This is a genomic window from Actinomadura sp. NPDC048021 (genome assembly GCF_040653135.1).
Lineage (GTDB): Bacteria > Actinomycetota > Actinomycetes > Streptosporangiales > Streptosporangiaceae > Spirillospora > Spirillospora verrucosospora.
Genome location: NZ_JBEZJQ010000010.1, coordinates 157165 through 181558, shown reverse-complemented (window position 1 = coordinate 181558; position 24394 = coordinate 157165). Strand labels below are relative to the sequence as shown.

Genomic DNA, 24394 nt, shown 5'->3' with positions numbered 1-24394 from the left:
GATCGCACCGAACGGGTGCGGAGGGTTAGGGCGCGATTATCCCATGAGAAGAAGCAGGAAAGGTCGGCCGGCGGGACGTTGCCGGCGTTATGGGCGGCGCTCCGTTGTGCGCCGGGTCGAGTGCCCTCTCGTCTTGACGGACGAACTCGGCGGCCACCGTTTCGGGGGCGACCGGGGAGGTCGGCGGCCTCGCCGCCATCGGTGAGGTCCGGCGAGGTCGGGGAGCGGCCGGAGCGGGTCGCAGGAGTCCGCTCGCGGAGGACGGCTGGGTGCCGCGGTCACAGGGGCCCGCGGCACCCAGTGCCTCCGATCGGGCGGGAGGGCGCTGCTTCCGCGGGCGCGTGACGCGCGTCACATTTCTCTTGGAACGTGACACCGCCCAGCGCTCACCATTTCGGGCGGGACGGCGGGTGCGGTCTCCGCCGTCTTCCCCCCGCCTATAACCGTTTGGAGACTTCACGTCCGCGCCGGTGACGCGTATTCGGAGGGGATCGGCGTGCACCGACCGTGATGACCCGGCGACGCTGGCGGGCTTGTGTGACCTGGGGTCATCCACTACCCATATGGCCCTGCGGTTCTCCGGCTCCTTCACCGGACTCCCCCCGTCCGGTACGGAGAACCGCCGGAGAGGTGCGACGCATGGATCCCCAGAAACTCAAAGACAATTTCGGCCTGGTGGCCGCGAACGGCCTGGACGTCGCCGAATATTTCTACGCCGACCTTTTCGCGCGGGACCCGCAGCTCAGACGGATGTTCCCCGCGTCGATGGCCAAGCAGCACGAGGTGCTGCTCGCGGCGCTGTCCCAGATCGTCTCGACCGTGGACGACCCCGACGCGCTCGTCCCCTTCCTCAGCGACCTCGGCCGCCGCCACAACGACTTCGGCGTCGTCGCCGAGCACTACGCGCCCGTCGGCGCCAGCCTGCTCGCCACCCTCGCCTACTTCAGCGGTCCGGACTGGAACGCCGACCTCGAACGCGACTGGACGGCCGCCTACGGCGTCGTCGCGAAGGTCATGTCGGAGGCCGCGGCGGAGCCCGTCGCCTGATCCGTGGACTCCCAGCGACTCAAGACCAGCTTCGCGCAGGTCGCCGAGAAGGGCGACGCCGTGGCGCTGTTCTTCTACTCCGACCTCTTCGTCCGCAATCCCCACCTGCGCGACATGTTCCCCATCGGGATGAGCGGGCAGCGCGACAAGCTGCTGCGCGCCCTCGGCCACATCGTGTCCCAGGTGGACGACCTGGCCGTCCTCGTCCCGTTCCTGCAGCAGCTCGGTCGTGACCACCGCAGGTTCGGCATCGTGGCCGAGCACTACCCGCACGTCGGGGCCAGCCTCCTGGCGACCCTGCGGCACTTCTCCGGGACGGCCTGGACCGACGACCTCGAACGCGACTGGAGCGCCGCCTACGGCCTCGTCGCCAAGGTCATGCTGGAGGCGGCCGACGAGAACGCCCTCAACAGCCCCGCCTGGTGGAACGGCCAGGTCATCGCGGTCGAGCGCCGCCGGTTCGACATCAGCGTCCTCCGGATCCAGCCCGACCGGCCCCTGCCGTACACGCCGGGCCAGTCCGTGGCGCTGGAAGTGCCGTCCCGGCTGCGGCACTGGCGGTACTACTCGATGGCGAACGCGCCGCGACCCGACCACTCCGTCGACTTCCACGTCCGGCTGGTGGACGGCGGCCCCGTGAGCCCGGTGCTGGTCCGCGGGACCCAGATCGGCGACCGCGTCCGCATGGGCGCCCCCATCGGCACGCTCACGCTGGACGAGAGCTCCCCGCGGGACGTCCTGCTCGTCGCGGGCAGCACCGGCCTGGCCCCGCTCAAGGCGATCCTGGAGCAGATATCCCGCCGTGCCGTCCCGCCGCGCGTGCACCTGTTCTTCGGCGCCCGCAGCCGCGACGGCCTCTACGACCTGGAGGACCTGACCAAACTGGCGGACGGGTTCCCCTGGCTCACCGTCGTCCCGGCCGTGTCGGACGAGCCGGGCGGGCACGGGTTCTCCTCGCTGCTCTATTCGGGCGACGACGGCGTCGAGCACGGCAACCTGTCCGACGTGGTCGCCAGGCGCGGCCCCTGGGACGGTCACGACGCCTACGTGTGCGGGCCGTCCGTCATGGTCGGGCACACCGTCGAGCAGCTGGCGCGGCTCGGCGTCGCCCGTGACCGGATCCGCCTCGAAACCTTCGCCGACGCACAGAGGTGAGCGCCTTGAACTCCCCGAACCTTCCGGTCGTCTCTGAGGGGTCGCGGTTGACCCCGGGCGAACTCCAGTCTGTGGTGTTCGCCCGGGCCGCCCTCGGGCGCCGCGGATACGACGAGGAGCAGGTCCGCAACTTCCTGCAGTACGTGGAGCGGGAACTCGTCAAGATCTTCACCGACAAGGCCGCCCTGGCCGACGAGGTGAACCGGCTGCGCGCCCAGGCGTCCTCGGGCTCCCGCGGCGTGATGGCGCCCGAGGACGCCCACTTCCAGGCCGTCCGCATCCTGTCGCAGGCCCAGCAGACCGCCGACCTGTACGTGGCGGACGCCGAGCGCTACACCAGGGAACTGGCGCACGAGGCGAGGCTGCACCGCGAGGCGATCCTGTCGGACGCCAAGGGCCGCGCGGAGCAGATGCTGGAGGACGCCCACCGCAAGGCGGCCGCCGTCGCCGAGGCGGCCGTCCGCACGGCCCCGCCGCAGCCCGCGCCCTCGCCGAGCCCCGGGACCCTCCCGGACGGAGAGCGCCTCGCCCTGGAGCGCGAGATCGCCTACCTGCGGACCTACAGCGACGTCTACCGGACCCATCTGCGCTCCTACCTGGAGGCACTGCTCCGCAACGTCGACGAGTGGGAGTCCTCCGAACGGGCATCCCTCCCTGGGGGTAATGCCTGATCTACCGTCCCGGCGCGGGCGCCGGAACGTTCGGGAGTCCCGCGCGGTTGCGCGCCCGGCCGGGCTCGCCGCATGATCGGCGGGCCCGGCGCAGCGTGTTCGCGCGGGAGTGCTCGTCTGGAAAACTGGGGGCGTTATGGAATATGTGATCGTCATCGCCGTGCTGGCCGTGATCGCGCTGATCATCGGCGGCGTCACGCTGCTGCGGCCGCGCCGGCCCCGCCCGCCGGTCGAGCGCCCGTCCGAACGCACCGGCGGCGCCACCGCCGCCGACGTGGCGGAGGCCGAGGCCCCCACGATCGAGAAGGCGCCGCCGACGGAGGCCGCGCCGCCGCGGCCCGCCGTCGAGATCGAGCGGCCGCCGCCCGGCGCGGGGCGGCTCGTGCGGCTGCGGGCCCGCCTCGCCCGCTCCCAGAACGCCTTCGGCAAGACCCTCCTGGTGCTGCTGTCGCGCGACACGCTCGACGAGGACGCCTGGGAGGAGATCGAGGACACCCTGATCGCCGCCGACATGGGCACGGCGGTGGCCCGGCAGGTCACCGACGACCTGCGGACGCGCGTCCAGGTCCTCGGAACGCGCAGCCCGGAGGAGGTCCGGGCGATGCTCAAGGACGAGCTGATCAAGCAGATCGGCCCGGACATCGACCGCTCGCTGCACACCGAGGCGCACGGCGACCGTCCCGCCGTCCTCATGGTCGTCGGCGTGAACGGCACCGGCAAGACCACCACGTGCGGCAAGCTCGGCCGCGTCCTCGTCGGCGACGGCAACACCGTGCTGCTCGGCGCCGCCGACACCTTCCGCGCCGCCGCCGCCGACCAGCTGGAGACGTGGGGCACGCGGGTGGGCGCGCAGGTCGTCCGCAAGGACGAGGGCGCCGACCCCGCCAGCGTGGCGTTCGACGCCGTCAAGCAGGGCATCGACACCAAGGTCGACGTGGTGATCGTCGACACGGCGGGCCGGCTGCACACCAAGACCGGGCTGATGGACGAGCTCGGCAAGGTCAAGCGGGTGGTGGAGAAGCAGGCCACGGTCGACGAGGTCCTGCTCGTCCTGGACGCGACGACCGGCCAGAACGGCATGCAGCAGGCCCGGGTCTTCGCCGAGGTGGTCAACATCACCGGTGTGGTGCTCACCAAGCTGGACGGCACCGCCAAGGGCGGCATCGTCGTCCAGGTGCAGCGCGAGCTCGGCGTCCCGGTGAAGCTGGTGGGCCTGGGCGAGGGGCCGGACGACCTCGCGCCCTTCGAGCCCGAGGCGTTCGTGGACGCGATCCTCGGCGACTGAACCGGCCCTCGAATCGGCCCGGATGCCGCGTAAATACGGCATGTGAGGACTTGGAAACAGCGGCGAAACACGCTGAAGTCGGGTTTCACATGGCGGAAACGTAGCGGCATACCGGGCGAAACGGCCGCGCCAGAGTCTCTGAGCAGTTCGAAGTTCCTGGCGAGGAGGGACGCGCTCAGAGATGAAGATCGATAGCGGTAGTACCGCCTGGATGCTGACGAGCACCGCGCTCGTCCTGCTGATGACACCGGGCCTGGCCTTCTTCTACGGAGGCATGAGCCGGGCCAAGAGCGTGCTCAACATGATGATGATGAGCTTCGTCAGCATCGCCGTGGTGGGCATGGCGTGGGTCGTCTACGGCTACTCCCTCACCTTCGGCGACGGCGGCGGGCTCAGCTCGTTCATCGGCGGTTTCGGAGACTGGGGGCTCGTCGGCCTGGAGAACGCGGCCACGGCCGACGACGGGACGGGCATCCCGCAGCTGGTCTTCGTGGCGTTCCAGGCGACGTTCGCCATCATCACCGTCGCGCTGATCAGCGGCGCGGTCGCGGACCGTGCCAAGTTCGGGGCCTGGGTGGTGTTCACCCTGGTGTGGGCGACGCTGGTGTACTTCCCGATCGCCCACTGGGTGTGGTGGTCCGACGGCCAGGACGGCGGCAAGTCCGGCTGGCTGTTCCACCTCGGCGCGCTCGACTTCGCGGGCGGGACCGTCGTCCACATCAACGCCGGCGTCGCCGCGCTCGCCCTGGTGCTGGTGCTCGGCAAGCGCAAGGGCTGGCCGAAGGAGCCGATGCGGCCGCACAACCTGCCGTTCGTCCTGCTCGGCGCCGGGCTGCTGTGGTTCGGCTGGTTCGGGTTCAACGCCGGGTCCGCGCTGTCGGCCGGCTCCACCGCGGCCGTCGCGTTCATCAACACGCTCGTCGCCACCTGCGCCGCCGCGTTCGCCTGGATCGTCGTGGAGAAGCTGCGCGACGGCGCGTCCACCACCCTCGGCATCGCCTCGGGCGTGGTGGCCGGACTGGTCGCGATCACCCCGGCCTGCGCGTTCATCACCCCGCTCGGCGCGATCGTCCTCGGCCTGGTCGCCGGCGCGGTGTGCGCGTTCGCGGTCGGCCTGAAGTACAAGCTCGGCTACGACGACTCGCTCGACGTCGTCGGCGTCCACATGGTCGGCGGCATCGTCGGCGCCCTGCTGATCGGGTTCCTGGCGACCACCGCCGTCAACGACGCCGGCGCCGACGGGCTGTTCGCCGGCGGCGGGTTCGCGCTGCTCGGCAAGCAGGCCGTCGCCGTCCTGGCGACGCTCGCCTACTCCTTCGTCGTCACCTACGTGATCGCCAAGGTGATCGACCTGGTGATGGGCTTCCGGATCAGCGAGGACGACGAGGCCGCCGGCATCGACAGCACGGCGCACGCGGAGACCGCCTACGACTTCGGCACGATCCGTGCGGGCATCGGTTCCGGGGCGGGCATCGGTTCCGGGGCGACCGCGGCGGCGCCCGCCCCGGCGGCCCCGGCGAAGAAGGTGGAGGCGAAGGGATGAAGCTCATCACGGCGGTCATCAAGCCGTTCAAGCTGGACGAGGTGAAGAAGGCCCTGGAGGCCTTCGGGGTCAAGGGGATGACCGTCAGCGAGGCCAGCGGCTACGGGCGGCAGAAGGGCCACACCGAGGTCTACCGGGGCGCCGAGTACCAGGTCGACCTGGTGCCCAAGCTCCGCGTCGAGGTCCTGGTCGACGCCGAGGACGCCGACGACATCATCGACGTGATCGTCAAGGCGGCCCGCACGGACAAGATCGGTGACGGGAAGGTGTGGGCCGTGCCGGTCGACACCGTCGTCCGCGTCCGCACCGGCGAGACCGGACCGGAAGCGCTCTAGGGAGCACGGTGACCCTCGCCCACCCGCCGGCCGGAGACCGGGCCCCCGCGCCCGCTCCGGCCGGCGGCGCCGCTCCGGACCCGGCCCGCGCCGCCCTGGCCGCCGCCCGCGCCTCCCGCGCCGACGCCCTCGACAGCTGGCTGGCCTCCCTCCTGGCCTCCGCGCCGCCCGCGGAGGGGGTGGCGCTCGTCGCGGTCGGGAGCCACGCCCGCCGCGAACTGACGCCCGGCGGCGACCTCGACCTCGTCCTGCTGCACCGCGGCCTGGCCGGCGTCGCGGAGATCGCCGACCGCGTCTGGTACCCGATCTGGGACTCCGGGCAGCGGCTCGACCACTCCGTCCGCACCGTCGCCGAAGCCCAGACCGTGGCGCGAGGCGACATGAAGGCCGCCCTCGGCCTGCTGTCGGCGCGCCGCATCGCCGGAGACAGCGCCCTCGTCGACGAGTTGCGCGCCGCCGTCCTCACCGACTGGCGCGCGGACGCGCCCACCCGGCTGGCCGAGCTGTCGGCGATGTGCCGCGAGCGCTGGGAGACCCACGGCGAACTGGCGTTCCTGCTCGAACCCGACCTGAAAGAGGCCCACGGCGGGCTGCGGGACGTCCACGTCATGCACGCCGTCGCCGCGTCCTGGGTGGCCTCCGCCCCGGACGCCCGGGTCCGCGCCGCCCACGATCTCCTCCTCGACGTCCGGCACGCGCTCCACCAGGTCACCGGCCGCTCCACCGACCGCCTCGTCCTCCAGGAGCAGGAGGCCGTGGCCCGCACCCTCGGTCTCCCGGACGCCGACGTCCTGCAGCGCTCGATCGTCGAGGCCGCCCGCACCGTCACCTATGGGGCGTCCCACCTGTGGCGCCGCGTCGACAACTTCACCAGGGCCAAGCACCGGCAGCCTCCCGGTGTCCCGCAGACCGCCGGCCGGCGCGGTGTGGAGCGCAGGCCGGTCGGGGACGGCGCCGTCGAGCACGAGGGGGAGGTCGTCCTCGCGCGGAACGCCGATCTGAACGACCCAGCCCTCATCCTGCGCGTCGCCGCTGCCGCCGCCCAGACGGGCCTGCCCCTCGCCCCCGCCACGGTCGCCCGCCTCGCCGAGCACGCCGCCCTCCCGCCCGTTCCCTGGCCCGCCGAGGCCCGCGACGCGCTCGTCTCCCTGCTCGGCGCCGGTCCCCCCGCCATCGCCGTCTGGGAGGCCCTCGACCAGGCCGGGCTGATCGTCCGGCTGCTGCCCGACTGGGAGCGCGTCCGCAACCGCCCGCAACGCAACCCCGTCCACCGCTTCACCGTCGACCGCCACCTCGTCGAGACCGCCGCCGGCGCCGCCGCCCTGACCCGCGAGGTGGCCCGCCCCGACCTGCTCCTGATCGGCGCCCTCCTGCACGACATCGGCAAGGGCGGGCCGGGCGACCACTCCACCTCCGGCGCCGTCATCGCCCGCGACATCGCCGCCCGCCTCGGCCTCCCGGAGGACGACGTCCGCGTCCTCGAAACGCTCGTCCGCCACCACCTGCTGCTCCCCGAGACCGCGACCCGCCGCGACATCGACGACCCGGTGACCGTCCAGACCGTCACCGCCGCCGTGTCCGGGGCGCCCGGTCGCGAGCGCGAGGTCGTCGACCTCCTCGCCGCCCTCGCCGTCGCCGACGGCGGCGCCACCGGCCCCGCCGCCTGGGGCGCCTGGAAGGCCGGCCTCGTCGCCGAACTCGCCCGCCGCGCCGCCGCCGTGCTCTCCGGCGGCACGCCCCCGCCCGCTCCCGCGCTCACCGCCGACCACCTCGCCCTGGCCCGCCACGACGGCGCCGCCGTCCGCGTGACGGGCTCCCGGATCACCATCGCCGCCCCCGACCGTCCGGGACTGCTCTGGCGCGCCGCCGGCGTCCTCGCCCTGCACCGCCTGGCCGTCAAGACCGCGCGCGTGATCTCCTCCCCGGCGGCCTCGCCGGCCCAGACGGCGGTGCTGGACTTCACGGCCGTCCCCGAGTACGGGACCCCGCCGGACCCGGCCGGCCTGGAGGCGGACCTGCGCAGGATGCTCGCCGGGCGCCTCGACGTGGCCGAGCGCCTCGAACGGCGGGCGCGGTCGGTCCGGATCCGGCCCGGCGTCACGGTGCCGCCCCCGCGCGTCATGATCGTGGACGACGCGTCGCGGACCGCCACCGTCGTCGAGGTCCGGGCGCACGACCGCCCCGGACTGCTGTGGCGCGTCGGGCAGGCGCTCGGATCCTGCGGCCTGCAGGTCCGCGCGGCCCAGGTGGACACCCTCGGCGCCGAGGCCGTGGACGTCTTCTACGTGGTCGACGACCAGGGCCGCCCGCTCGACGATCCCGACGCTCTGGCCGCCGTCCGGGCCCGGGTTATGAGAACCCTCCACTGAACGGGTTTCCGGAGGGGGCAGGGCTCGCCCGGTGACCCGATACGCTGATAGGCGATCCCAGAAGCTTTCCAAGGACGGTCCAGACACGTGTTCGAGACGCTCTCCGACCGGTTGACGACGGTCTTCTCGTCGCTGCGCAGCAAGGGCCGGCTCTCCGAGGCCGACATCAACGCGACGGCCCGCGAGATCCGGATCGCGCTCCTCGAGGCCGACGTCGCGCTCCCCGTGGTCAAGGACTTCATCGCGCAGATCAAGGAGCGGGCGCAGGGCTCGGAGGTCTCGCAGGCGCTGAACCCGGCGCAGCAGGTCGTCAAGATCGTCAACGAGGAGCTCATCACCATCCTCGGTGGCGAGACCCGGCGGATCCGGCTGGCCAAGACCCCGCCGACCGTGATCATGCTCGCGGGCCTGCAGGGCGCCGGCAAGACCACCCTCGCCGGCAAGCTGGCCCGCTGGCTGAAGCAGGAGGGCCACACGCCGATGCTGGTGGCGGCCGACCTCCAGCGTCCCAACGCCGTCCAGCAGCTCCAGGTCGTCGGCGAGCGGGCCGGGGTCCCGGTGTTCGCGCCCGAGCCGGGCAGCGGCGTCGGCGACCCCGTCGACGTGGCGCGCCGCTCGATCGACCAGGCCCGGCACGCCCAGCACGACGTCGTCGTCATCGACACCGCCGGCCGCCTCGGCATCGACGCCGAGATGATGCAGCAGGCCATCGACATCCGCGACGCCGTCCAGCCCGACGACATCCTGTTCGTCGTCGACGCCATGGTCGGCCAGGACGCGGTCAACACCGCCCAGGCCTTCATGGACGGCGTCGGCTTCGACGGCGTCGTCCTCACCAAGCTCGACGGCGACGCGCGCGGCGGCGCGGCCCTGTCCGTCCGGCACATCACCGGACGCCCCATCATGTTCGCCTCCACGGGCGAGAAGCTCGAGGACTTCAGCGTCTTCCACCCGGACCGCATGGCGGGCCGGATCCTCGACATGGGCGACATCCTCACCCTGATCGAGCAGGCCGAGCAGGCGTTCGACGCCGAGCAGGCCGAGAAGATGTCCAGCAAGTTCGCCTCGGGCGAGGACTTCACGCTCGAGGACTTCCTCGAGCAGATGATGATGATCCGCAAGCTCGGCCCGATCGGGAACCTGCTCGGGATGATGCCGGGCATGGGCCAGGTCCGCGACCAGATCAGCCAGATCGACGACCGGGACCTGGACCGCATCGCCGCGATCATCCGCTCGATGACCCCGCAGGAGCGCGCCCAGCCGAAGATCATCAACGGCTCGCGGCGGGCCCGCATCGCCAAGGGCTCCGGCGTCGGCGTCGGCGAGGTCAGCAGCCTGGTCACCCGGTTCTTCGACGCGCAGAAGATGATGCGCCAGATGGCCGGCGGCATGGGCCTGCCCGGCATGCCCGGCGGCCGCCGCAAGGCGGCCAAGGCGGCGAAGGCGGCCAAGAACAAGAAGGGCAAGCAGCGCAGCGGCGACCCCCGCAAGCGCGCCGCGGGCAAGCCCTCCCAGGAGCAGGCCCCCGCGGCCGAGGGCATGCCGAAGGGCCTCCCGCCCGGCCTCGGCGGCGGCCAGCTCCCGCCCGGCCTGGGCGGCGGCCAGCTCCCGCCCGGCTTCCAGATGCCCGACCTCAACAAGCTCCAGAGCCGCAAAAAGAAGTAGCCCGTCCCCGAAGGCCCCGCCGCAGACCCCAACCCCCCGCGGCGGGGCCCTCAAGCCTCCGCCGCCACGCCAAGCCAAGCCAAAGAGGCTGACGCCCAAGCCGCACCCCCGGCCCGCCCCAACCAGACCCGCCCCACACCCCACGGACACCCCCCGGCTGATACGCCGCACTAAGAACCGTGACGCGTGGAAATTCCCAGCGTGGTCGCCCACAAGCTGAAACAAAGATCTACCAACGAACGCACCCCGGAACTCCCGGAACCTAGCCAGGGACGCTCGTCCCAATGCCCGTCTCTCCCACAGAAGCCTTCCTGAAGCCTGGCCAGGGGTGTTCGTCCCGCTGCGCGCCTCTCGCGCAGCGGCCGTTCCTGAGCGCCTGACCAGAGACATTCTTCTGGGGGGCTTGGCCTGGGACGCTCCTTCCGGGGGGGCCTGGCCCGGGGGACTTGTCGGGAGCGAGGCTCCCGCGCAGCGGTCTTTCTGGCGGCCTGGCCAGCGGCGCTCTTCTAGGGTCTGGCCTGGGGTGGCTTGTCTTGGTGCGCGGCTCTCGCGCTAGGGCCTTTTCTGAGGGCCTGACCGGAGACGTTCTTTGGGGCCTTGCCTGGGACGCTCCTTATGGGGGGCCTGGTGGCCTGGCCCGGCCGGGGGACTTGTCGGGAGCGCGGCTCCCGCTCAGCGGCCCTCCTTGGGGGCCTGACCCTGAGCGCTTGTCCTAGTGCGCGACTTTCGCGCGGCGGCCTTGGTGGGGGTCTGGCCAGGGGCGCTCTTCTGAGGGCTCGGCCTGGGGTGCTTGTCGGGTACGCGGCTCTCGCGCGGCGGTCTTTCTGGCGGCCTGGCCAGCGGCGCTCTTCTGAGGGTCTGGCCTGGGGTGGCTTGTTCTGATGCGCGACTCTCGCACGGTCGCCCTTGTGGGGGTCTGGCCAGGGGCGTTCTCTCTGGGGTCTGGCCTAGGGTACTTGTCGGCAGCGCGGCTCTCGCTCAGCGGGCCCTCCTTGGGAGCTTGGCCTGGGACGCTCCTTCTGGGGGGCTGGGCGGGGTACTTGTTGGGAGCGTGGCTCTCGCTCAGTGGTCCTCCTTGGGGGGCCTGACCAGGGGCGCTTTCCTGGTGCGCGGGCTCGCAACTGGCCTTACCTGCTTGGCGGCGGTGGACGCGTTGATGTGCGGCGTCCGGAGTCGGTCACCTGGTGGGGCGCGCGGGGGCGTTGAGGAGGGGTGTGGCTTGCGGGTGGTCTGGGCCTCGAGGCGAAGGGGCGACACCCGGGCGGCGCGATTGCGCTTTCGCGGCGAACGTCTGGCAGAATGACAGGCTGGAAACCCGGAATCGCGAGGCGCCCTCTCTCGTCCTGCGCGGCCGGAGTCCATCGGGCGGCCGTGAGCCGGTGTTCCCCACCTGGCGCGGGCCCGCCCATCCAGTGATGAAGTTGGAGTACACCACACCCGTGGCAGTCAAGATCAAGCTCAAGCGTCTGGGGAAGATCCGGAACCCGCAGTACCGGATCGTCGTCGCCGACGCCCGCACCAAGCGGGACGGGCGGGCCATCGAGGAGATCGGGCTCTACCAGCCCAAGCAGGAGCCCTCGCTCATCAAGATCGACTCTGAGCGTGCGCAGTACTGGCTGGGTGTCGGCGCGCAGCCGACCGAGCCCGTGCTCAACCTGCTGAAGATCACCGGCGACTGGCAGAAGTTCAAGGGCGAGCCGGGCGCCGAGGGCACCCTCAAGGTCGCCGAGCCGAAGGCCGACAAGAAGGCCGCGTTCGAGGCCGCCGTCAAGGAGTCGCTGGGCGACGACGAGGCCGCCGGCACCGCGACCCGCGGCAAGAAGAAGGCCGAGCCGAAGAAGACCGAGGCGAAGGCCACCGAGACCGACGAAGCCAAGAGCGAGGGCTGACGTGCTCGAAGAAGCGCTCGAGCACCTGGTCCGCGGGATCGTCGAGAACCCGGACGACGTCCGGGTTCGCGCCCGCAGGATCAGGGGCGGCCGGGTCCTGGAGGTGCGCGTGCACCCCGAGGACCTCGGGAAGGTCATCGGCCGAAGCGGTCGCACCGCCAAGGCCCTTCGCACGGTGATCAGCGCCCTCTCCGGAGGCCGTTACGTGCGTGTCGACCTGCTCGACGTCAACGAGGTCCGCTGAGTGGTGTCCCGATGAGCGAACCGCTCGTGGTGGGACGGATCGGACGGCCGCACGGGATTCGCGGTGAGGTCGCCGTCGACGTCCGCACGGACGAGCCGGAGTCCCGGTTCGCCCCGGGCACGGCGATCGCCACCGACCCCGTCACCGTCGGTCCGCTCACCATCGAGCGGAAACGCTGGCATTCGGGACGCCTGCTCGTGCGCTTCGCCGGGGTCGGCGACCGCGACGCCGCGGAGGAACTGCGCGGCACGTGGCTCGTCGTCGACCCCGGTGACATCACCACGTCCGCCGACCCGGACGACTTCCACGACCAGGAACTGCTCGGACTCGCCGTGGTCACCACGGACGGGACCGAGGTCGGCCAGGTCGCGGACGTCCTGCACCACGGCCAGGATCTCCTGGTCGTACGCGGGGCCGGGGGCGAGAAGCTGGTCCCGTTCGTGGCCGCGCTCGTCCCCGAGGTGGACGTTCCCGGGGGGCGGCTCGTCATCGATCCGCCCCCCGGACTGCTCGACGAATCATGAGACTCGACATAGTCACGATCTTCCCCGAGTACTTCGCCCCCCTGGACATCTCCCTCCTGGGCAAGGCCCGGCGCGCCGGTCTGCTGGACGTCCGAGTCCACGACCTGCGCGAATGGACTCACGACCGGCACCGCACCGTCGACGACACCCCCTACGGCGGCGGTCCCGGCATGGTCATGAAGCCCGACCCCTGGGGCGAGGCCCTCGACGCCCTGGTGCCCCGCGTTTCGGGCACCTTGCCCGGGACGACCGCGCCCAGGCCGGGCGGCGGTGGCCCTTCCACTCCACCCATGTTGGGCGAGACGCCCCCGGGTGGGCCAGGAAACGCCTCCAGCGCGACATCTTCCAGCGGTGCGACCGACGCCGGTTCCCACGGCGGGGGAGACCCGTCCACAAGAGGCCGACTCGCTCCAGGCCAGCCGGGAGCGTCCGAACCGGCTTCCCCGGACGCATTGGAGCCGCAGCCCGGCGCGTACAGGGCTGAAACCGCTCGCGCTTCCGCGACGGACCCGTCAGCGAAGCCGGAGGCGGGCTCACTCGGCGCGTCCAGAACGGGTTCGCCAGGCATCGCCGGAACGGGCGCGCCTCCCGCGCCCGGTCTGGAATCGGCCGGTGGGCCGGAAGCCGAGACGTCCGCCGCCGCCGGGGCGGTGCCGCGGCTGATCATTCCGACGCCGAGCGGGCGGCCGTTCACGCAGGCGGACGCGGTGCGGTACGCGGCGGAGCCGTGGCTGATCTTCGCCTGCGGCCGCTACGAGGGCATCGACTCCCGCGTTGCCGAGGAGGCGCGCACCCGCATGCCGGTGGACGAGGTCAGCCTCGGCGACTTCGTCCTCGCCGGCGGGGAGGTCGCCGTCCTCGTCATGGTGGAGGCGATCGGCCGCCTTCTGCCCGGCGTCCTCGGCAACGCCGACTCCGTCGCCGACGACTCCTTCGCCCCAGGAGCGATGGAGTCGCTCCTCGAAGGGCCCGTCTACACCAAGCCCCCCGTCTGGCGAGAGCGGCCTGTTCCGGACATTCTTCTCTCGGGACACCATGGTGCGATCGCCCGCTGGCGGCGCGACGAGGCGCTGCGCCGGACGGCTCGCCACCGCCCCGAACTGCTCTCCCGCCTCGCGCCGGAGGCTCTCGACAAGCACGACCGCGCCGTGCTGCGCGAGGCCGGTTTTCCGGTTGACGGCGAAGATATGGCAGACTAAGGCGTCCGTGCGTCCATGCCGCACGGCACCCCAAGACCACTTTCCGCGGCGCGACGCCCCCACGAAAGACCCACCGGGGCCTCTCGACGCCCGCGTTCGACCACGAGGAACCGCTGCGATGCACACCCTGATCCAGGAGATCGAGAAGGCCGCGATGCGCGCCGACGTCCCGGACTTCCGTCCGGGCGACACGCTGAAGGTGCACGTGCGCGTCACGGAGGGCAACCGGAGCCGAATCCAGGTCTTCCAGGGCGTGGTGATCCGGCGGCAGGGCGGCGGCGCCCGCGAGACCTTCACCGTCCGGAAGGTCAGCTACAGCGTCGGCGTCGAGCGGACGTTCCCGCTGAACAGCCCCTCGATCGACAAGATCGAGGTCGTCACCCGCGGCGACGTGCGCCGCGCCAAGCTCTACTACCTGCGCAACCTGCGCGGCAAGGCCGCGCGCATCAAGGAGAAGCGCGAGCACTGAGCCGATGGACCACGATGCCCCGGGAACCGGCGACGGTGCCCGGGGCGTTGCCCGTTCTGGACGGAGATGATCGGCTTGGCCGTCGGCGACACGCCCACGCGCGGCGTCCCATGGGCATCGCGCCGCTAGGCTTTCGCTCTGATGACTGACGAGGACGATCGGAGAGACGTGCGATCCGAAGCCGAGGGCGCGGTGCCCGAAGAGAAGGAGCCCGTGGACTCGGCCGATGAAACGGCCGACGACTCCGAAGAAGACGGCAAGCGAAAGAAGAAGCAGGGCTCCTTCTGGAAAGAGCTTCCCGTCCTCATCGTGGTCGCCGTCGTGCTGGCCCTCGTCATCAAGGCGTTCGCGGTCCAGGCGTTCTACATCCCGTCCGGTTCCATGGAGAACACCCTCCAGGTCGGCGACCGCGTCCTGGTCAACAAGATCGTCTACCACACCCGGGACATCGCCCGCGGTGACGTCATCGTCTTCAACGGCCTCGACTCCTGGGACCCCGAGGTCCAGGTCAACGAGCCCAGCAATCCTGTCTCCAAGGCCCTGCGCGCCGTCGGCACCGCCTTCGGCGTCGCGCCCAACGAGAAGGACTACATCAAGCGCGTCATCGGCATCCCCGGCGACCACGTCAAGTGCTGCGACGCGCAAGGCCGCGTCACCGTCAACGGGGTCCCCCTGGACGAGAAGTCCTACATCTTCACCGACCCGATCACCCATGAGCAGAACAAGCCCTCCAACGACCCCTTCGACGTCACTGTGAAGCCGGGTCAGCTCTGGGTGATGGGCGACCACCGCGAACTGTCCTACGACTCGCGCTCCCACCGCGGCGACCCGGGCGGCGGCACCATCCCGATCGACCGCGTCATCGGCCGCGCCTTCGTCATCGTCTGGCCTCTGGACCGCCTGGGCACCCTGCCGATCCCGGCCACCTTCAAGCAACCCGCCCTGGAAAAGGCCGGCGCAGCCGCTCTCCCTGCTGCCCCCTACGCCCTGGGCATCCTCTGCTCCCTGCCTCTCGCCTACCTCAGACGCCGCCACCACTACAAACCCTGACAAAACCCCGGCATCAATCGCCCCCTGACCGCTCAAGCCGGTCGGGGCCGCTGATGGCGATGCTGCGGTGGCTGGGCCAGCAAACCCCTTCAGGCTGCCGGGCCCTTTGCCGCCCATGTCCCTCGGCCTGACCGGGTGGGGATGATGCGCTATTGGGGCGGAGAGAACGCGGGGCCTGCTTTCTGACTTGAGCGGTTTCCGGTGTGGTGCGGCATACGGCAGTAAGCGTGGCGTTCGGGGAGCGGCCGGGGCTCGGTGGGACGTACGCTGCGGAGCATGAACGGTCGTCCACTCCGCTTCACGCCGCGCCGGGACGCAGGACTGTTCGCGTACGAGCGGGCTCTCGCCCACGCGGGCTTCAGCCCTGTCGCCGGCGTCGACGAGGCGGGTCGGGGGGCCTGCGCGGGGCCGATGGTCGTCGGCGCGGTGATCCTCCAGGGCGGACGAGGGAAGATCGACGGCCTCACGGATTCCAAGCTGCTCACACCGGCGCGCCGGGAGCGGCTGTACGCGGAGATCACCGAGCGCGCGTACGCGTGGAGCGCGATCGTCATCCCATGCCATGACATCGACCGGTTGGGCCTGCACCGGTGCAACATCACCGGGATGCGGCGGGCGCTGGCCGCCCTCGACAAGCGGCCCGCCTACGTGATCAGCGACGGATTCGCGGTGCCGGGGCTGGACGTGCCCGGCCTCCCCATGATCAAAGGCGACCAGGTCGCGGCCTGCGTCGCGGCTGCCTCCATCATCGCGAAGGTCACCAGGGACCGGATCATGGTGGAGCTCCATGAGCGTTATCCCGAGTACGGCTTCGATGTTCACAAGGGCTACGTGACCCGTGCGCACGGCAGGGCGCTGGAAGTGCACGGTCCGTGTCCTGAGCATCGTTTCTCCTACGTCAATGTCGGGCGTGCCTTGCGCAACAATGGAGAGGTGGTCCTGGAGGAGGAGACCGAGGGGGAGCTCCCCGATGAGGACCGCACGGAAGGGGCACGAGCGTGAGCGCGGAGGATCTCGAGAAGTACGAGACCGAGATGGAGTTGCAGCTCTATCGCGAGTACCGCGACGTCCTCGGGCTGTTCAGCTACGTCGTCGAGACCGAGCGGCGGTTCTACCTCACGAACTCGGTCGACCTCCAGGTGCGCAGCGTCGACAACGGCGAGGTCTTTTTCGAGGTCACCATGCAGGACGCGTGGGTCTGGGACATGTACCGCCCGGCCCGCTTCGTCAAGAACGTTCGAGTCGTGACGTTCAAGGACGTCAACGTCGAGGAGTTGGCGAAGAGCGAGTTCGAACTCCCCGCCGAGCAGTAGCCACCCCCTAGCACGACCGCTTCCGCTGAGTTGGTGATCGCTGGAGCAAGAGGACGCCCTCGTCCACCCAGGTCGACGCCTCACCGTGCGATCGCCGACCCCTCTCGGAAACATCGCCGCGAGTGGGAACGGCCGACCCCCGGCGGGTCTTGACCCACGAAAAGCCGTCGCCTGGCCGCCCTGGCATAACAAGCCGCGCAAGCACCCCTTCCACTTCCCGAGACCGCCCCAGACGCGGTGGCCGACCGCTACCGCCGCCACCGCCGCCACCGCCGAGGCCGCCGAGGCCGCCGAGGCCGCCGAGGCCGCCGGCATCGCCGAAGTCGCCGATACCACCGAGGTCGCCGATACTGCCGAGGTCGCCGAGGCTGTCGATACTGGCGAGGCCGTCGACAGCGCCGACGCGGCCGAGGCTGTCGATACTGGCGAGGCCGTCGATACCGTCGCCACCGGCGAGGCCGCCAGGGTCCTCGATACCGCCGCCGCCGGCGAGGCCGCCAGGGTCGGCGACAGCGCTGACACCGCAGGCACCCCGAGCACCGCAGCGGCCGGTTGGTGAGGAGCCGGAGTTGCAGTCCACCTGTTGCCCGACTCGGCGTCGCCGGTGACCGTCGGGAGCACGCTGGCGGGGGACTGCACCACCACGCCCTTGTCGCCGTGCAGGCGCTTTGTGCCTTTCGCTGAGGCGCGGCGCGGGACGCGCTTCAGGGGATTTGGTCTTCGCTGAAGGGTGGAGGCAACGCGGCCGGAGGTCAGAGTCATCGGGGCTCCAGTGGATGGTCGTTTCCGATGCGGGGGAGGTCGGGAGGGTCGACCGCCTGTGTAGGTGGGGGGCTGTTCGACCTGCCGGACTTCGTCAGGCGCCAGCCGGCGGACGTGCGCTCTATGAATCCGCCTGCGGCGAGCAGGCCGAGCTTGGCGTTGACGGTGTTCAGGTCAACACCCGCCTTGACGGCGAGCTGGGCGGGTCCGGCCGCGCCGCGGGCTGGGAACGCCTCCAGGACGGAGCGGGTGACCCGTTCCAGACGGTCGCGAGGCAGGACGGGAGTGGCCGGCGGCGGGGCCAGGTCGGTGCCGATGCGGCCGACGGCCTCCACGATCTCCTCGGGGCGGGTCACGAGGGTGGCGCCCTCCTCACGCAGAAGACGGTGGCAGCCGATCGAGGAGCGAGAGGTGATCGGGCCCGGCACCGCCATGACCACACGGCCGAGTTTGGCCGCCCAGCCGGCCGTGTTGAGGGCACCGCTGCGCGCCTCCGCCTCGACGACGACCGTGCCCCTGGAGAGGGCCGCGATCACCCGGTTGCGGACGAGGAAGCGGAGGCGGTGCGGGTGGGTGCCCGGCGGTGACTCGCTCACGAGGAGAGAGCGCCGCGCCATCTCGGCGAAGAGCCCCTCGTTGGACGCCGGGTAGGGGACGTCCACGCCGTTCGCCAGGACCGCGACGGTCGGGCCGTCGGCGGCCAGGGAGCCGCGGTGGGCCGCCGCGTCGATGCCGAGGGCGCCGCCGGAGATCACCGACCAGCCCTGGTCGGCGAGTTCGGAGGCGAAGTCGGCGGCGGCGCGAAGCCCGTAGGGGGACGCGGCGCGGGAACCGACGATGGCGACCGAACGCAGGCAGCTGTACCGCAGGTCGCCGGGGCCGTGCAGCCACAGGGCGTACGGGCGGCCGGCGCCGAGATCGTCGAGGGTCGTCGGCCATTCGGGGTCTCCCGGGCAGATGAGGCGGCCGCGGAACCGTGCGCAGACGGCCATGTCCTGATCGGGCTCCGCTGCGATGAGCCGGATCCGCCAGTTGTCCAGACGCCGGACCTCCTGAGGGGTGGCTGACATGCCCTGGGGGAGCCGGGTGGTCCGGATGGCCTCCAGCGCGCCCTCGGGGCCGCAGTGGTCGATCATCCGGTTGAGGAAGTCGTCGCCGGGTTCCGCGACCGCGGTCAGGGTGGCGCGGGCGGTTCGCTCGTCGCTCATTGGCGCCCCGCGGACCAGAGGGTGAGCGCGCCGCCGACGTCGTCCGGCCCGGGCTCGTCGTGGCCTGCCAGGTCGGCGATGGTCCAGGCCACCCGGAGGATCCGGTCGAGGCCGCGCGCGCTGAGCGTGCCGCGTTGGAGGGCTTCGTCGGCGCCGTGCATCGCCTCCTGAGGTGGCGTGAACCGGCGGCGCAGTTCCGGGCCGGGGACCTCGGAGTTGGACCGCCATGGCGTGCCGGCCAGGCGTCTCATCGTCCGTTCGCGGGCCAGCATGACCCGTTCGGCCACCACCTTGCTCGACTCGGCGAACTCCAGGTCGTAGCGGAGTTCGGCGCGGCTGGCCGGGGTCAGCTCCAGTTTGAGGTCGATGCGGTCGAGCAGCGGGCCGGACACCCGGCTGGCGTACTTGCGGCGGACCCCTGGGGCACAGGAGCAGTCGATCTGTTTCGCTGCGGCGCACGGGCACGGATTCGCCGCGAGGACCAGGGTGAACCGGGCGGGGAAGTGTGCGATGCCCTCGATGCGGCTGATTCGCACCTCGCCTTCTTCGAGCGGTTGCCGCAGGGCGTCGAGTGTCCCGGCGATGAACTCCGGCGCCTCGTCCAGAAAGAGGATTCCCCGGTGGGCCAGGGAGACCGCGCCCGGTTGGAGCACGCGGCCCGAGCCTCCGCCGACCATCGAGGCGCGGGAGGCCGTGTGGTGCGGTGCGTAGAACGGGGGTTGCGTGATCAAGGGCTGGCCTGGCCGGAGGGTCCCGGCGACAGAGTGGATCGCGGTGACCTCCAGGGCGACCTCCGGTTCGAGGGGCGGCATCAGCGTCGGGAGCCGCTCCGCGAGCATCGTCTTCCCGCAGCCCGGCGGGCCGGCGAAGAACAGGTGGTGCCCTCCCGCGGCGCTGATCTCCAGGGCGCGGCGGGCCTCGGCCTGACCCCGGACATCGGCCAGATCCAGATCGGGCGGGATGTCCTGTTGCCGAAGGCCGAAGCCTTTGGGAGGTGAGGGGGAGTCCTCCTCTTCCTCCTCGAAAGGCGGTGGCTCGTCGCGCAGTAAGCACAGCAGCCCGCGGAGCGTGCTCGCGGGCACCACCTTCGTGTCAGGGACGAGTTCGGCCTCCTCGGCGTTGGCGCGCGGGACGACGACCGTGCGGTACCCGCCGTTCACGGCGGCCAGCACCGCGGGCAGCACGCCTTGGGCGGGGCGTACGCGCCCGTCCAGGCCCAGCTCGCCGATCAGCACCATCTCCGCGCAGCTGCGCGGAGGGACCACCTCCGCCGCCCCGAGTAGCGCTATCGCGATGGCCAAATCGAAGGTCGCTCCCTTTTTTGGCATGCTCGCCGGGAACAGCGAGACGGTGACATGGCGGTTGGGCCAGTCCTCGCCGGAGTTGAAGATCGCCGCCCTGACGCGGTCGCGGGCCTCGCTGAGGGCCGTGTCCGGAAGGCCGACGAGGTGCAGGCCCGGGACGCCGCTGGTGATGGCCGCCTCGACGTCCACGACGAACCCGTCCACGCCGACGAGGGAGACCGAGCGCGTTCTGGCCAGCGTCATCTAGCACACCTCCTTCAGATGATCGATCGCGAAGTCGTCGCCGTCGCCGATCAGGCCGAGCGCGTCCACCCGCATGGGGGCGCCGCTGACGCCGTGCGCTGCGGCCCACCGCCAGGCCAGCCGCCGTAACCGGGCGGCCTTGTCGACGGTGATCGCGTCGAAGGGATCACCGAAGCGGGCCGACCGGCGGGTCTTCACCTCGCACACGACGTGCCGTCGCCCGTCATGGGCGATGATGTCCAGTTCCCCTTCGGGGCACCGCCAGTTGCGGTCGAGGATCGTCCAGCCGAGTCCGGTCAGGTACCGGACGGCGGCGTCCTCGCCGCGGCGGCCGAGGTTGATGTGGGCAGTCATGGGCCTCACCTCCGGACTTCGACAGTGCCGGAGTCTCGCGGAACGTAGTCAGAGAATGACGTTCTGTGGATAACGCGGGGGAGCTTCCGGGTGATTCGCTCGAAACCGAGGTTCGGTACTTGCTTCGGACGGGGCCTTGCCGCAGCGTGACGCCTGTGACCAACGCGCTGGAGGACGCCGTCGCCGAGTTCGGCCGTCACCTGCGCTCCGAGCGGGACGTCTCGCCCCATACCCTGCGGGCTTATCTCGGGGATCTCGCGGACTTCTGCGCTTACGCCGCCCTTGCCGGCCTGACGGAGCCGACCGAACTTGATGTCTCGGTGCTGCGGGCATGGCTCGCCCGTCAGCATGCGCTTGGCCGATCCCGGGCGACCCTGGCCCGACGAACGGCGGCAGTCCGCGCGTTCACCCGCCATCTGCACCGGCGGCGGCTTCTTGAAAGCGACCCCGGTTTGCTGCTGGGCACGCCTAAACGACGGCGTGATCTCCCTACCGTCCTCACCCAGGACGATGCGGCGCATCTTCTGGACACAGTGGATGCCGAAGGGCCCATGGGGCTTCGTGACCTGGCCGTCCTAGAGGTTCTCTATGGCACGGGAGTCCGTGTGAGCGAACTGTGCGGGCTCGATGTCGACGACCTGGACACCGGGCGCAGGACCGTTCGAGTGCTGGGTAAAGGCGGACGTGAGCGCACGGTTCCTCTAGGAGAGCCCGCCGTCCGCGCCGTTCAGGATTGGCTACGCGCCGGACGACCGGAGCTCGTGACCCAGAACAGCGGCCCCGCCCTCTTCCTTGGGGCACGCGGAGGCCGCTTGCATCCCACGAGCGCCCGGCGAATCGTCCACACGCGGATCTCGGAGGTAGGGCAGATTCCCGACCTCGCTCCGCACGGCCTACGGCACTCGGCCGCCACCCACCTTCTCGAAGGCGGCGCCGATCTGCGCAGCGTGCAAGAGATCCTCGGTCACGCGTCCTTGCAGACGACCCAGATCTACACGCACGTATCAGCCGAACGCCTGAAGCAAGTCCACCGCCAAGCCCACCCCCGCGGCTCCCGCTCCGACTAGCAACAAGAGCAGGCGGCGCACTACGTCCTACGAGCTGCCCGAGCCCGGACCGGCTCCCACCGGAGCAGGGCCATTTACCTGCGGGCCGCCTAGCGCGCCGCCGCCCGGAACGGGCCGACGATAGCGCCACCGGCCAGTTCCGGGCGAGCCCGGGAGCTGGACGGGGCGAGCAGGCCCTGCCCGGCGGCGCTCGCCGCCTGGCTGCGCCGGCGTGCCCATGCAGCGCACGCCGCCTCGCGCTGCGCGGCCCTTCCACCAACGCGGCACGGCTTGCGTCCCCCTTTGGAGAGTCGGCGGCCGGGGAAGCGCTGGTGCAGTACCTCCGGAAAAGCGTGCGCTGCGCCGATCCTGTGACTCTTCGCCCGTCTTACGTAGGGGAGCCTGACCATCCGGAACGCGTGGAGCCGGAAGGCGGGGGGACTGGTGGGGCATCTCCGACGGAGCGTGGAGCGCGTTATTGCTGTGAGTTGTCGATCGTCCTGGGCTGGGCAGCTGGCCGCCCGGCTCGGGGTGGAGCCGGGCGGCGGGACGTGATCGGTCAAGGAGCGCGGCGTAGGTGGCGTTCCTGGGAAAGGTTGATGACGCCCGGCGGCTGACGGCGGCGCCGGTGCAGTCGGAAGCGGAGGCGGGTCCGACGCCAGACGAAGGCCAGGGCGAGAGACAGGAGCATGCCCGATAGTGCTCCGCCCGTGGCTGTGGCAGCGTCGCGCAGGGCCATTCTGGGCTGCGGAGACGGCGAAGCAAGGGGAGGGGGCGCCGCCGTCGGTGTGGGCGGTCGCCAGAGAGGCAGGAGTCGTACCTGGCGCTGGACGAGGTTGAGCGGATTCAGGTACAGGGCACCACGGCGCAGACCCCAGTGCAGGCACGTCACGGGGCAGTGGAGCATCCCCCGTTCCAGGACGCCGATCCGCGTGCCGGACGTGACGCGGCGGCCAGTGCGGACGCTGGGCCGGACGGGCAGGTACGTGGTCCGCAGGACGCCGTGGTCGATCGTCACGACGCCTCGGCCCGCCAGATCGTCGGCGTACGCGACGCGACCGGGCCCGGCGGCGTAGACGGCCTGCCCCGGACGCGCCGCGAGATCGACACCGCGGTGGCCCGCGCCCCATGGGACGGCCGGGGGCGAGAAGCCGCGCACCACTCGTGGGGCCGGCGGGCCTAAAGGCCACCGCCAAGTGTCCAGGCCGGGCGACCCGATGGCGATCATGCACGTGAGGAGCAGCGAGAACACGGTCATGGACCGAACCCTGCCTGGCGACGCCACGGCTCGTCGACGGGGTTCGCCAACTGTGGATAACCGCGGGAATCGATGAGGCCCGGCCACCTTCGCGCCCTGATAATCTGTAGGTGTGTCCGAGAGGGCACCGGTCAGGGCCAGGCCGTCGTCGTTCCGCTCCAGGGCGGGCGGCGAGAAGCCGCTCCCAGAGCGGAACGGACCCAGACCCGGCAACGGGTCACAGCCGCCTGGAGGTATCCCGGCGGCTGATTTCACGCGTCCGCATGCCACCGCGAACTGGTGGGGCGCAGTCCCTCGGTCCGTCGCCTCGGCGACGGTGGGGCAGCACCCGGGCGCAGGCAGACAACCAAATGTGGCCCGACAGGGTCAGAGAAGGAGAACACGGGCAATGGCACCCGTCGTCACCATGCGGCAGCTCCTCGAGAGCGGCGTCCACTTCGGCCACCAGACCCGCCGGTGGAACCCGAAGATGAAGCGCTTCATCCTCACCGAGCGCAACGGCATCTACATCATCGACCTGCAGCAGTCGCTGTCCTACATCGACCGCGCGTTCGAGTTCGTCAAGGCCACGGTCGCCCACGGCGGGACGATCCTGTTCGTCGGCACCAAGAAGCAGGCCCAGGAGTCCATCGCCGAGCAGGCGACCCGGGTCGGCATGCCCTACGTCAACCAGCGCTGGCTGGGCGGCATGCTCACGAACTTCTCCACCGTCCACAAGCGGCTCACCCGGCTCAAGGAGCTGGAGGAGATCAACTACGACGACGTGGCCGGTTCCGGCATGACCAAGAAGGAGCTCCTCGGCCTGCGCCGCGAGAAGGACAAGCTGGAGCGCACCCTCGGCGGTATCCGCGACATGGCGAAGGTTCCCAGCGCCATCTGGATCGTGGACACCAAGAAGGAGCACATCGCGGTCAACGAGGCCAAGAAGCTCGGCATCCCGGTCGTGGCCATCCTCGACACCAATTGCGACCCCGACGAGGTCGACTACCCGGTCCCGGGCAACGACGACGCCATCCGCAGCGTCAGCCTGCTGACCCGCGTCGTGGCCGACTCCGTCGCGGACGGCCTCATCGCCCGTGCGGGCGCCGCGCCCGGTGGCGACGAGAAGCCCGCGGAGGGTGCGGCGGCCGCCGGCAGCGAGCCCCTGGCCGAGTGGGAGCGCAACCTGCTGAAGCCCGGCGAGGCCGACGGCACCGCGGAGGCCCCGGCCGAGACCGAGGCTCCCGCCGAGGCCGCCGCCGAAGCTCCGTCCGAGGCCCCCGCCGAGGCGCCGTCCGAGGCTCCGGCCGAAGCTCCGGCGGAGGCCGCCGCGGACACCGAGGCCGCTCCGGCCGAGGAGGCCCCGAAGGCCGCCGAGGCCGAGCAGGCTTGATCCCGCGGCTGAAGTACTGCTCCGGGTGCGACAGGTTCATCTCGTCCAGCACGACGAAGAACGGACGGTCCGCGTGCGCGGGGCTTCCT

The 24394-nt window shown here is 71.2% G+C and carries 22 protein-coding genes and 2 pseudogenes; 20 read left to right on the top strand and 4 right to left on the bottom strand.

Annotated elements, in window-relative coordinates; translation table 11 throughout:
* Positions 1–639 precede the first annotated feature (639 nt).
* The 18 genes and pseudogenes from AB0C87_RS18795 to AB0C87_RS18710 all read left to right on the top strand — a co-directional run bounded on the left by AB0C87_RS18795 (position 640) and on the right by AB0C87_RS18710 (position 17317).
* Positions 640–1047: a globin domain-containing protein gene (locus AB0C87_RS18795; RefSeq protein ID WP_345174975.1), complete on the top strand. Its 408-nt coding sequence runs from the start codon at positions 640–642 to the stop codon at positions 1045–1047.
* Between the two features lie 3 nt (positions 1048–1050).
* Complete coding sequence (locus AB0C87_RS18790) at positions 1051–2202, top strand: globin domain-containing protein (RefSeq protein WP_353834111.1); 1152 nt, start codon at positions 1051–1053, stop codon at positions 2200–2202.
* A gap of 5 nt (positions 2203–2207) precedes the next feature.
* A complete protein-coding gene (locus AB0C87_RS18785) occupies positions 2208–2873 on the top strand; it encodes a DivIVA domain-containing protein (protein WP_345174979.1) in 666 nt (221 codons plus the stop codon).
* A gap of 136 nt (positions 2874–3009) precedes the next feature.
* Positions 3010–4158 carry a signal recognition particle-docking protein FtsY gene (ftsY, locus tag AB0C87_RS18780; RefSeq protein ID WP_345174982.1) on the top strand — a complete coding sequence of 383 codons (1149 nt, stop codon included), beginning with the start codon at positions 3010–3012 and terminating at the stop codon, positions 4156–4158.
* Positions 4159–4339: 181 nt separating this feature from the next.
* Complete coding sequence (locus AB0C87_RS18775; protein ID WP_345174984.1) at positions 4340–5701, top strand: ammonium transporter; 1362 nt, start codon at positions 4340–4342, stop codon at positions 5699–5701.
* Positions 5698–6036 (top strand): P-II family nitrogen regulator, encoded by a 339-nt coding sequence (locus tag AB0C87_RS18770; RefSeq protein ID WP_141577570.1) that lies wholly within the window; start codon positions 5698–5700, stop codon positions 6034–6036. The genes AB0C87_RS18775 and AB0C87_RS18770 overlap by 4 nt, the downstream gene beginning before the upstream one ends.
* 8 nt (positions 6037–6044) lie before the next feature.
* Complete coding sequence (locus tag AB0C87_RS18765; protein ID WP_360578641.1) at positions 6045–8405, top strand: [protein-PII] uridylyltransferase; 2361 nt, start codon at positions 6045–6047, stop codon at positions 8403–8405.
* 87 nt (positions 8406–8492) lie between these two features.
* The gene (gene ffh, locus AB0C87_RS18760; RefSeq protein ID WP_345174992.1) at positions 8493–10070 is read left to right on the top strand and encodes a signal recognition particle protein; all 1578 of its coding nucleotides are present in this window, start codon (positions 8493–8495) and stop codon (positions 10068–10070) included.
* Between the two features lie 1439 nt (positions 10071–11509).
* Positions 11510–11959 (top strand): 30S ribosomal protein S16, encoded by a 450-nt coding sequence (rpsP, locus tag AB0C87_RS18755; RefSeq protein ID WP_345174994.1) that lies wholly within the window; start codon positions 11510–11512, stop codon positions 11957–11959.
* A gap of 1 nt (position 11960) precedes the next feature.
* Positions 11961–12203: an RNA-binding protein gene (locus AB0C87_RS18750; protein WP_021598307.1), complete on the top strand. Its 243-nt coding sequence runs from the start codon at positions 11961–11963 to the stop codon at positions 12201–12203.
* A gap of 11 nt (positions 12204–12214) precedes the next feature.
* Positions 12215–12727, top strand: a complete 513-nt coding sequence (rimM, locus tag AB0C87_RS18745) for a ribosome maturation factor RimM (RefSeq protein ID WP_345174995.1) — start codon at positions 12215–12217, stop codon at positions 12725–12727.
* Positions 12724–12936 (top strand): annotated as a pseudogene (locus AB0C87_RS18740) (tRNA (guanosine(37)-N1)-methyltransferase TrmD); the annotation flags it as partial. The gene rimM and the pseudogene AB0C87_RS18740, both read left to right, overlap by 4 nt.
* Before the next feature lie 444 nt (positions 12937–13380).
* Positions 13381–13926, top strand: a pseudogene (locus tag AB0C87_RS18735) (tRNA (guanosine(37)-N1)-methyltransferase TrmD); the annotation flags it as partial.
* Positions 13927–14044: 118 nt separating this feature from the next.
* Positions 14045–14395 (top strand): 50S ribosomal protein L19, encoded by a 351-nt coding sequence (rplS, locus tag AB0C87_RS18730; RefSeq protein WP_149257798.1) that lies wholly within the window; start codon positions 14045–14047, stop codon positions 14393–14395.
* A 168-nt stretch (positions 14396–14563) separates the two neighbouring features.
* Positions 14564–15445, top strand: coding sequence for a signal peptidase I (lepB, locus tag AB0C87_RS18725; RefSeq protein ID WP_360578639.1), 882 nt, complete (start codon positions 14564–14566; stop codon positions 15443–15445).
* A gap of 255 nt (positions 15446–15700) precedes the next feature.
* On the top strand, positions 15701–16447 hold the full coding sequence (locus AB0C87_RS18720; RefSeq protein ID WP_360578637.1) for a ribonuclease HII: 747 nt from the start codon (positions 15701–15703) through the stop codon (positions 16445–16447).
* Positions 16444–16758: a DUF2469 domain-containing protein gene (locus AB0C87_RS18715; protein ID WP_185023091.1), complete on the top strand. Its 315-nt coding sequence runs from the start codon at positions 16444–16446 to the stop codon at positions 16756–16758. The genes AB0C87_RS18720 and AB0C87_RS18715 overlap by 4 nt, the downstream gene beginning before the upstream one ends.
* An 85-nt stretch (positions 16759–16843) precedes the next feature.
* On the top strand, positions 16844–17317 hold the full coding sequence (locus AB0C87_RS18710; RefSeq protein ID WP_360578636.1) for a hypothetical protein: 474 nt from the start codon (positions 16844–16846) through the stop codon (positions 17315–17317).
* A 199-nt stretch (positions 17318–17516) separates the two neighbouring features.
* Here the strand turns inward: AB0C87_RS18710 and dprA are convergent, their stop codons facing one another.
* Genes dprA through AB0C87_RS18695 form a run of 3 tightly spaced genes read right to left on the bottom strand, consistent with a single transcriptional unit; the run spans position 17517 to position 20629 of the window.
* Positions 17517–18728: a DNA-processing protein DprA gene (dprA, locus tag AB0C87_RS18705; protein ID WP_353835068.1), complete on the bottom strand. Its 1212-nt coding sequence runs from the start codon at positions 18726–18728 to the stop codon at positions 17517–17519.
* Positions 18725–20275 (bottom strand): YifB family Mg chelatase-like AAA ATPase, encoded by a 1551-nt coding sequence (locus tag AB0C87_RS18700; RefSeq protein ID WP_345175009.1) that lies wholly within the window; start codon positions 20273–20275, stop codon positions 18725–18727. Before AB0C87_RS18700 ends, dprA begins: the two co-directional genes overlap by 4 nt.
* The gene (locus tag AB0C87_RS18695; protein ID WP_345175011.1) at positions 20276–20629 is read right to left on the bottom strand and encodes a YraN family protein; all 354 of its coding nucleotides are present in this window, start codon (positions 20627–20629) and stop codon (positions 20276–20278) included.
* Between the two features lie 155 nt (positions 20630–20784).
* Between AB0C87_RS18695 and AB0C87_RS18690 the strand changes: the two genes are divergently transcribed.
* Entirely contained in the window at positions 20785–21696 is a 912-nt protein-coding gene (locus tag AB0C87_RS18690; RefSeq protein ID WP_360578634.1) for a tyrosine recombinase XerC, read from the top strand.
* Between the two features lie 538 nt (positions 21697–22234).
* Here the strand turns inward: AB0C87_RS18690 and AB0C87_RS18685 are convergent.
* Positions 22235–22903, bottom strand: coding sequence for a M23 family metallopeptidase (locus tag AB0C87_RS18685; RefSeq protein ID WP_360578762.1), 669 nt, complete (start codon positions 22901–22903; stop codon positions 22235–22237).
* 418 nt (positions 22904–23321) lie between these two features.
* Between AB0C87_RS18685 and rpsB the strand changes: the two genes are divergently transcribed.
* Positions 23322–24305: a 30S ribosomal protein S2 gene (rpsB, locus tag AB0C87_RS18680; RefSeq protein WP_360578632.1), complete on the top strand. Its 984-nt coding sequence runs from the start codon at positions 23322–23324 to the stop codon at positions 24303–24305.
* Positions 24306–24394 lie beyond the last annotated feature (89 nt).

What these genes read in the sequence shown, in the direction of transcription:
- AB0C87_RS18795 (WP_345174975.1), top strand. Translation starts at nt 640, where the DNA reads ATGGATCCCCAGAAACTCAAAGACAATTTCGGCCTGGTGGCCGCGAAC.
- ftsY (WP_345174982.1), top strand. Translation starts at nt 3,010, where the DNA reads ATGGAATATGTGATCGTCATCGCCGTGCTGGCCGTGATCGCGCTGATC.
- AB0C87_RS18775 (WP_345174984.1), top strand. Translation starts at nt 4,340, where the DNA reads ATGAAGATCGATAGCGGTAGTACCGCCTGGATGCTGACGAGCACCGCG.
- AB0C87_RS18770 (WP_141577570.1), top strand. Translation starts at nt 5,698, where the DNA reads ATGAAGCTCATCACGGCGGTCATCAAGCCGTTCAAGCTGGACGAGGTG.
- rimM (WP_345174995.1), top strand. Translation starts at nt 12,215, where the DNA reads ATGAGCGAACCGCTCGTGGTGGGACGGATCGGACGGCCGCACGGGATT.
- rplS (WP_149257798.1), top strand. Translation starts at nt 14,045, where the DNA reads ATGCACACCCTGATCCAGGAGATCGAGAAGGCCGCGATGCGCGCCGAC.
- dprA (WP_353835068.1), bottom strand. Translation starts at nt 18,728, where the DNA reads ATGAGCGACGAGCGAACCGCCCGCGCCACCCTGACCGCGGTCGCGGAA.
- AB0C87_RS18700 (WP_345175009.1), bottom strand. Translation starts at nt 20,275, where the DNA reads ATGACGCTGGCCAGAACGCGCTCGGTCTCCCTCGTCGGCGTGGACGGG.
- AB0C87_RS18695 (WP_345175011.1), bottom strand. Translation starts at nt 20,629, where the DNA reads ATGACTGCCCACATCAACCTCGGCCGCCGCGGCGAGGACGCCGCCGTC.
- AB0C87_RS18685 (WP_360578762.1), bottom strand. Translation starts at nt 22,903, where the DNA reads ATGATCGCCATCGGGTCGCCCGGCCTGGACACTTGGCGGTGGCCTTTA.
- rpsB (WP_360578632.1), top strand. Translation starts at nt 23,322, where the DNA reads ATGGCACCCGTCGTCACCATGCGGCAGCTCCTCGAGAGCGGCGTCCAC.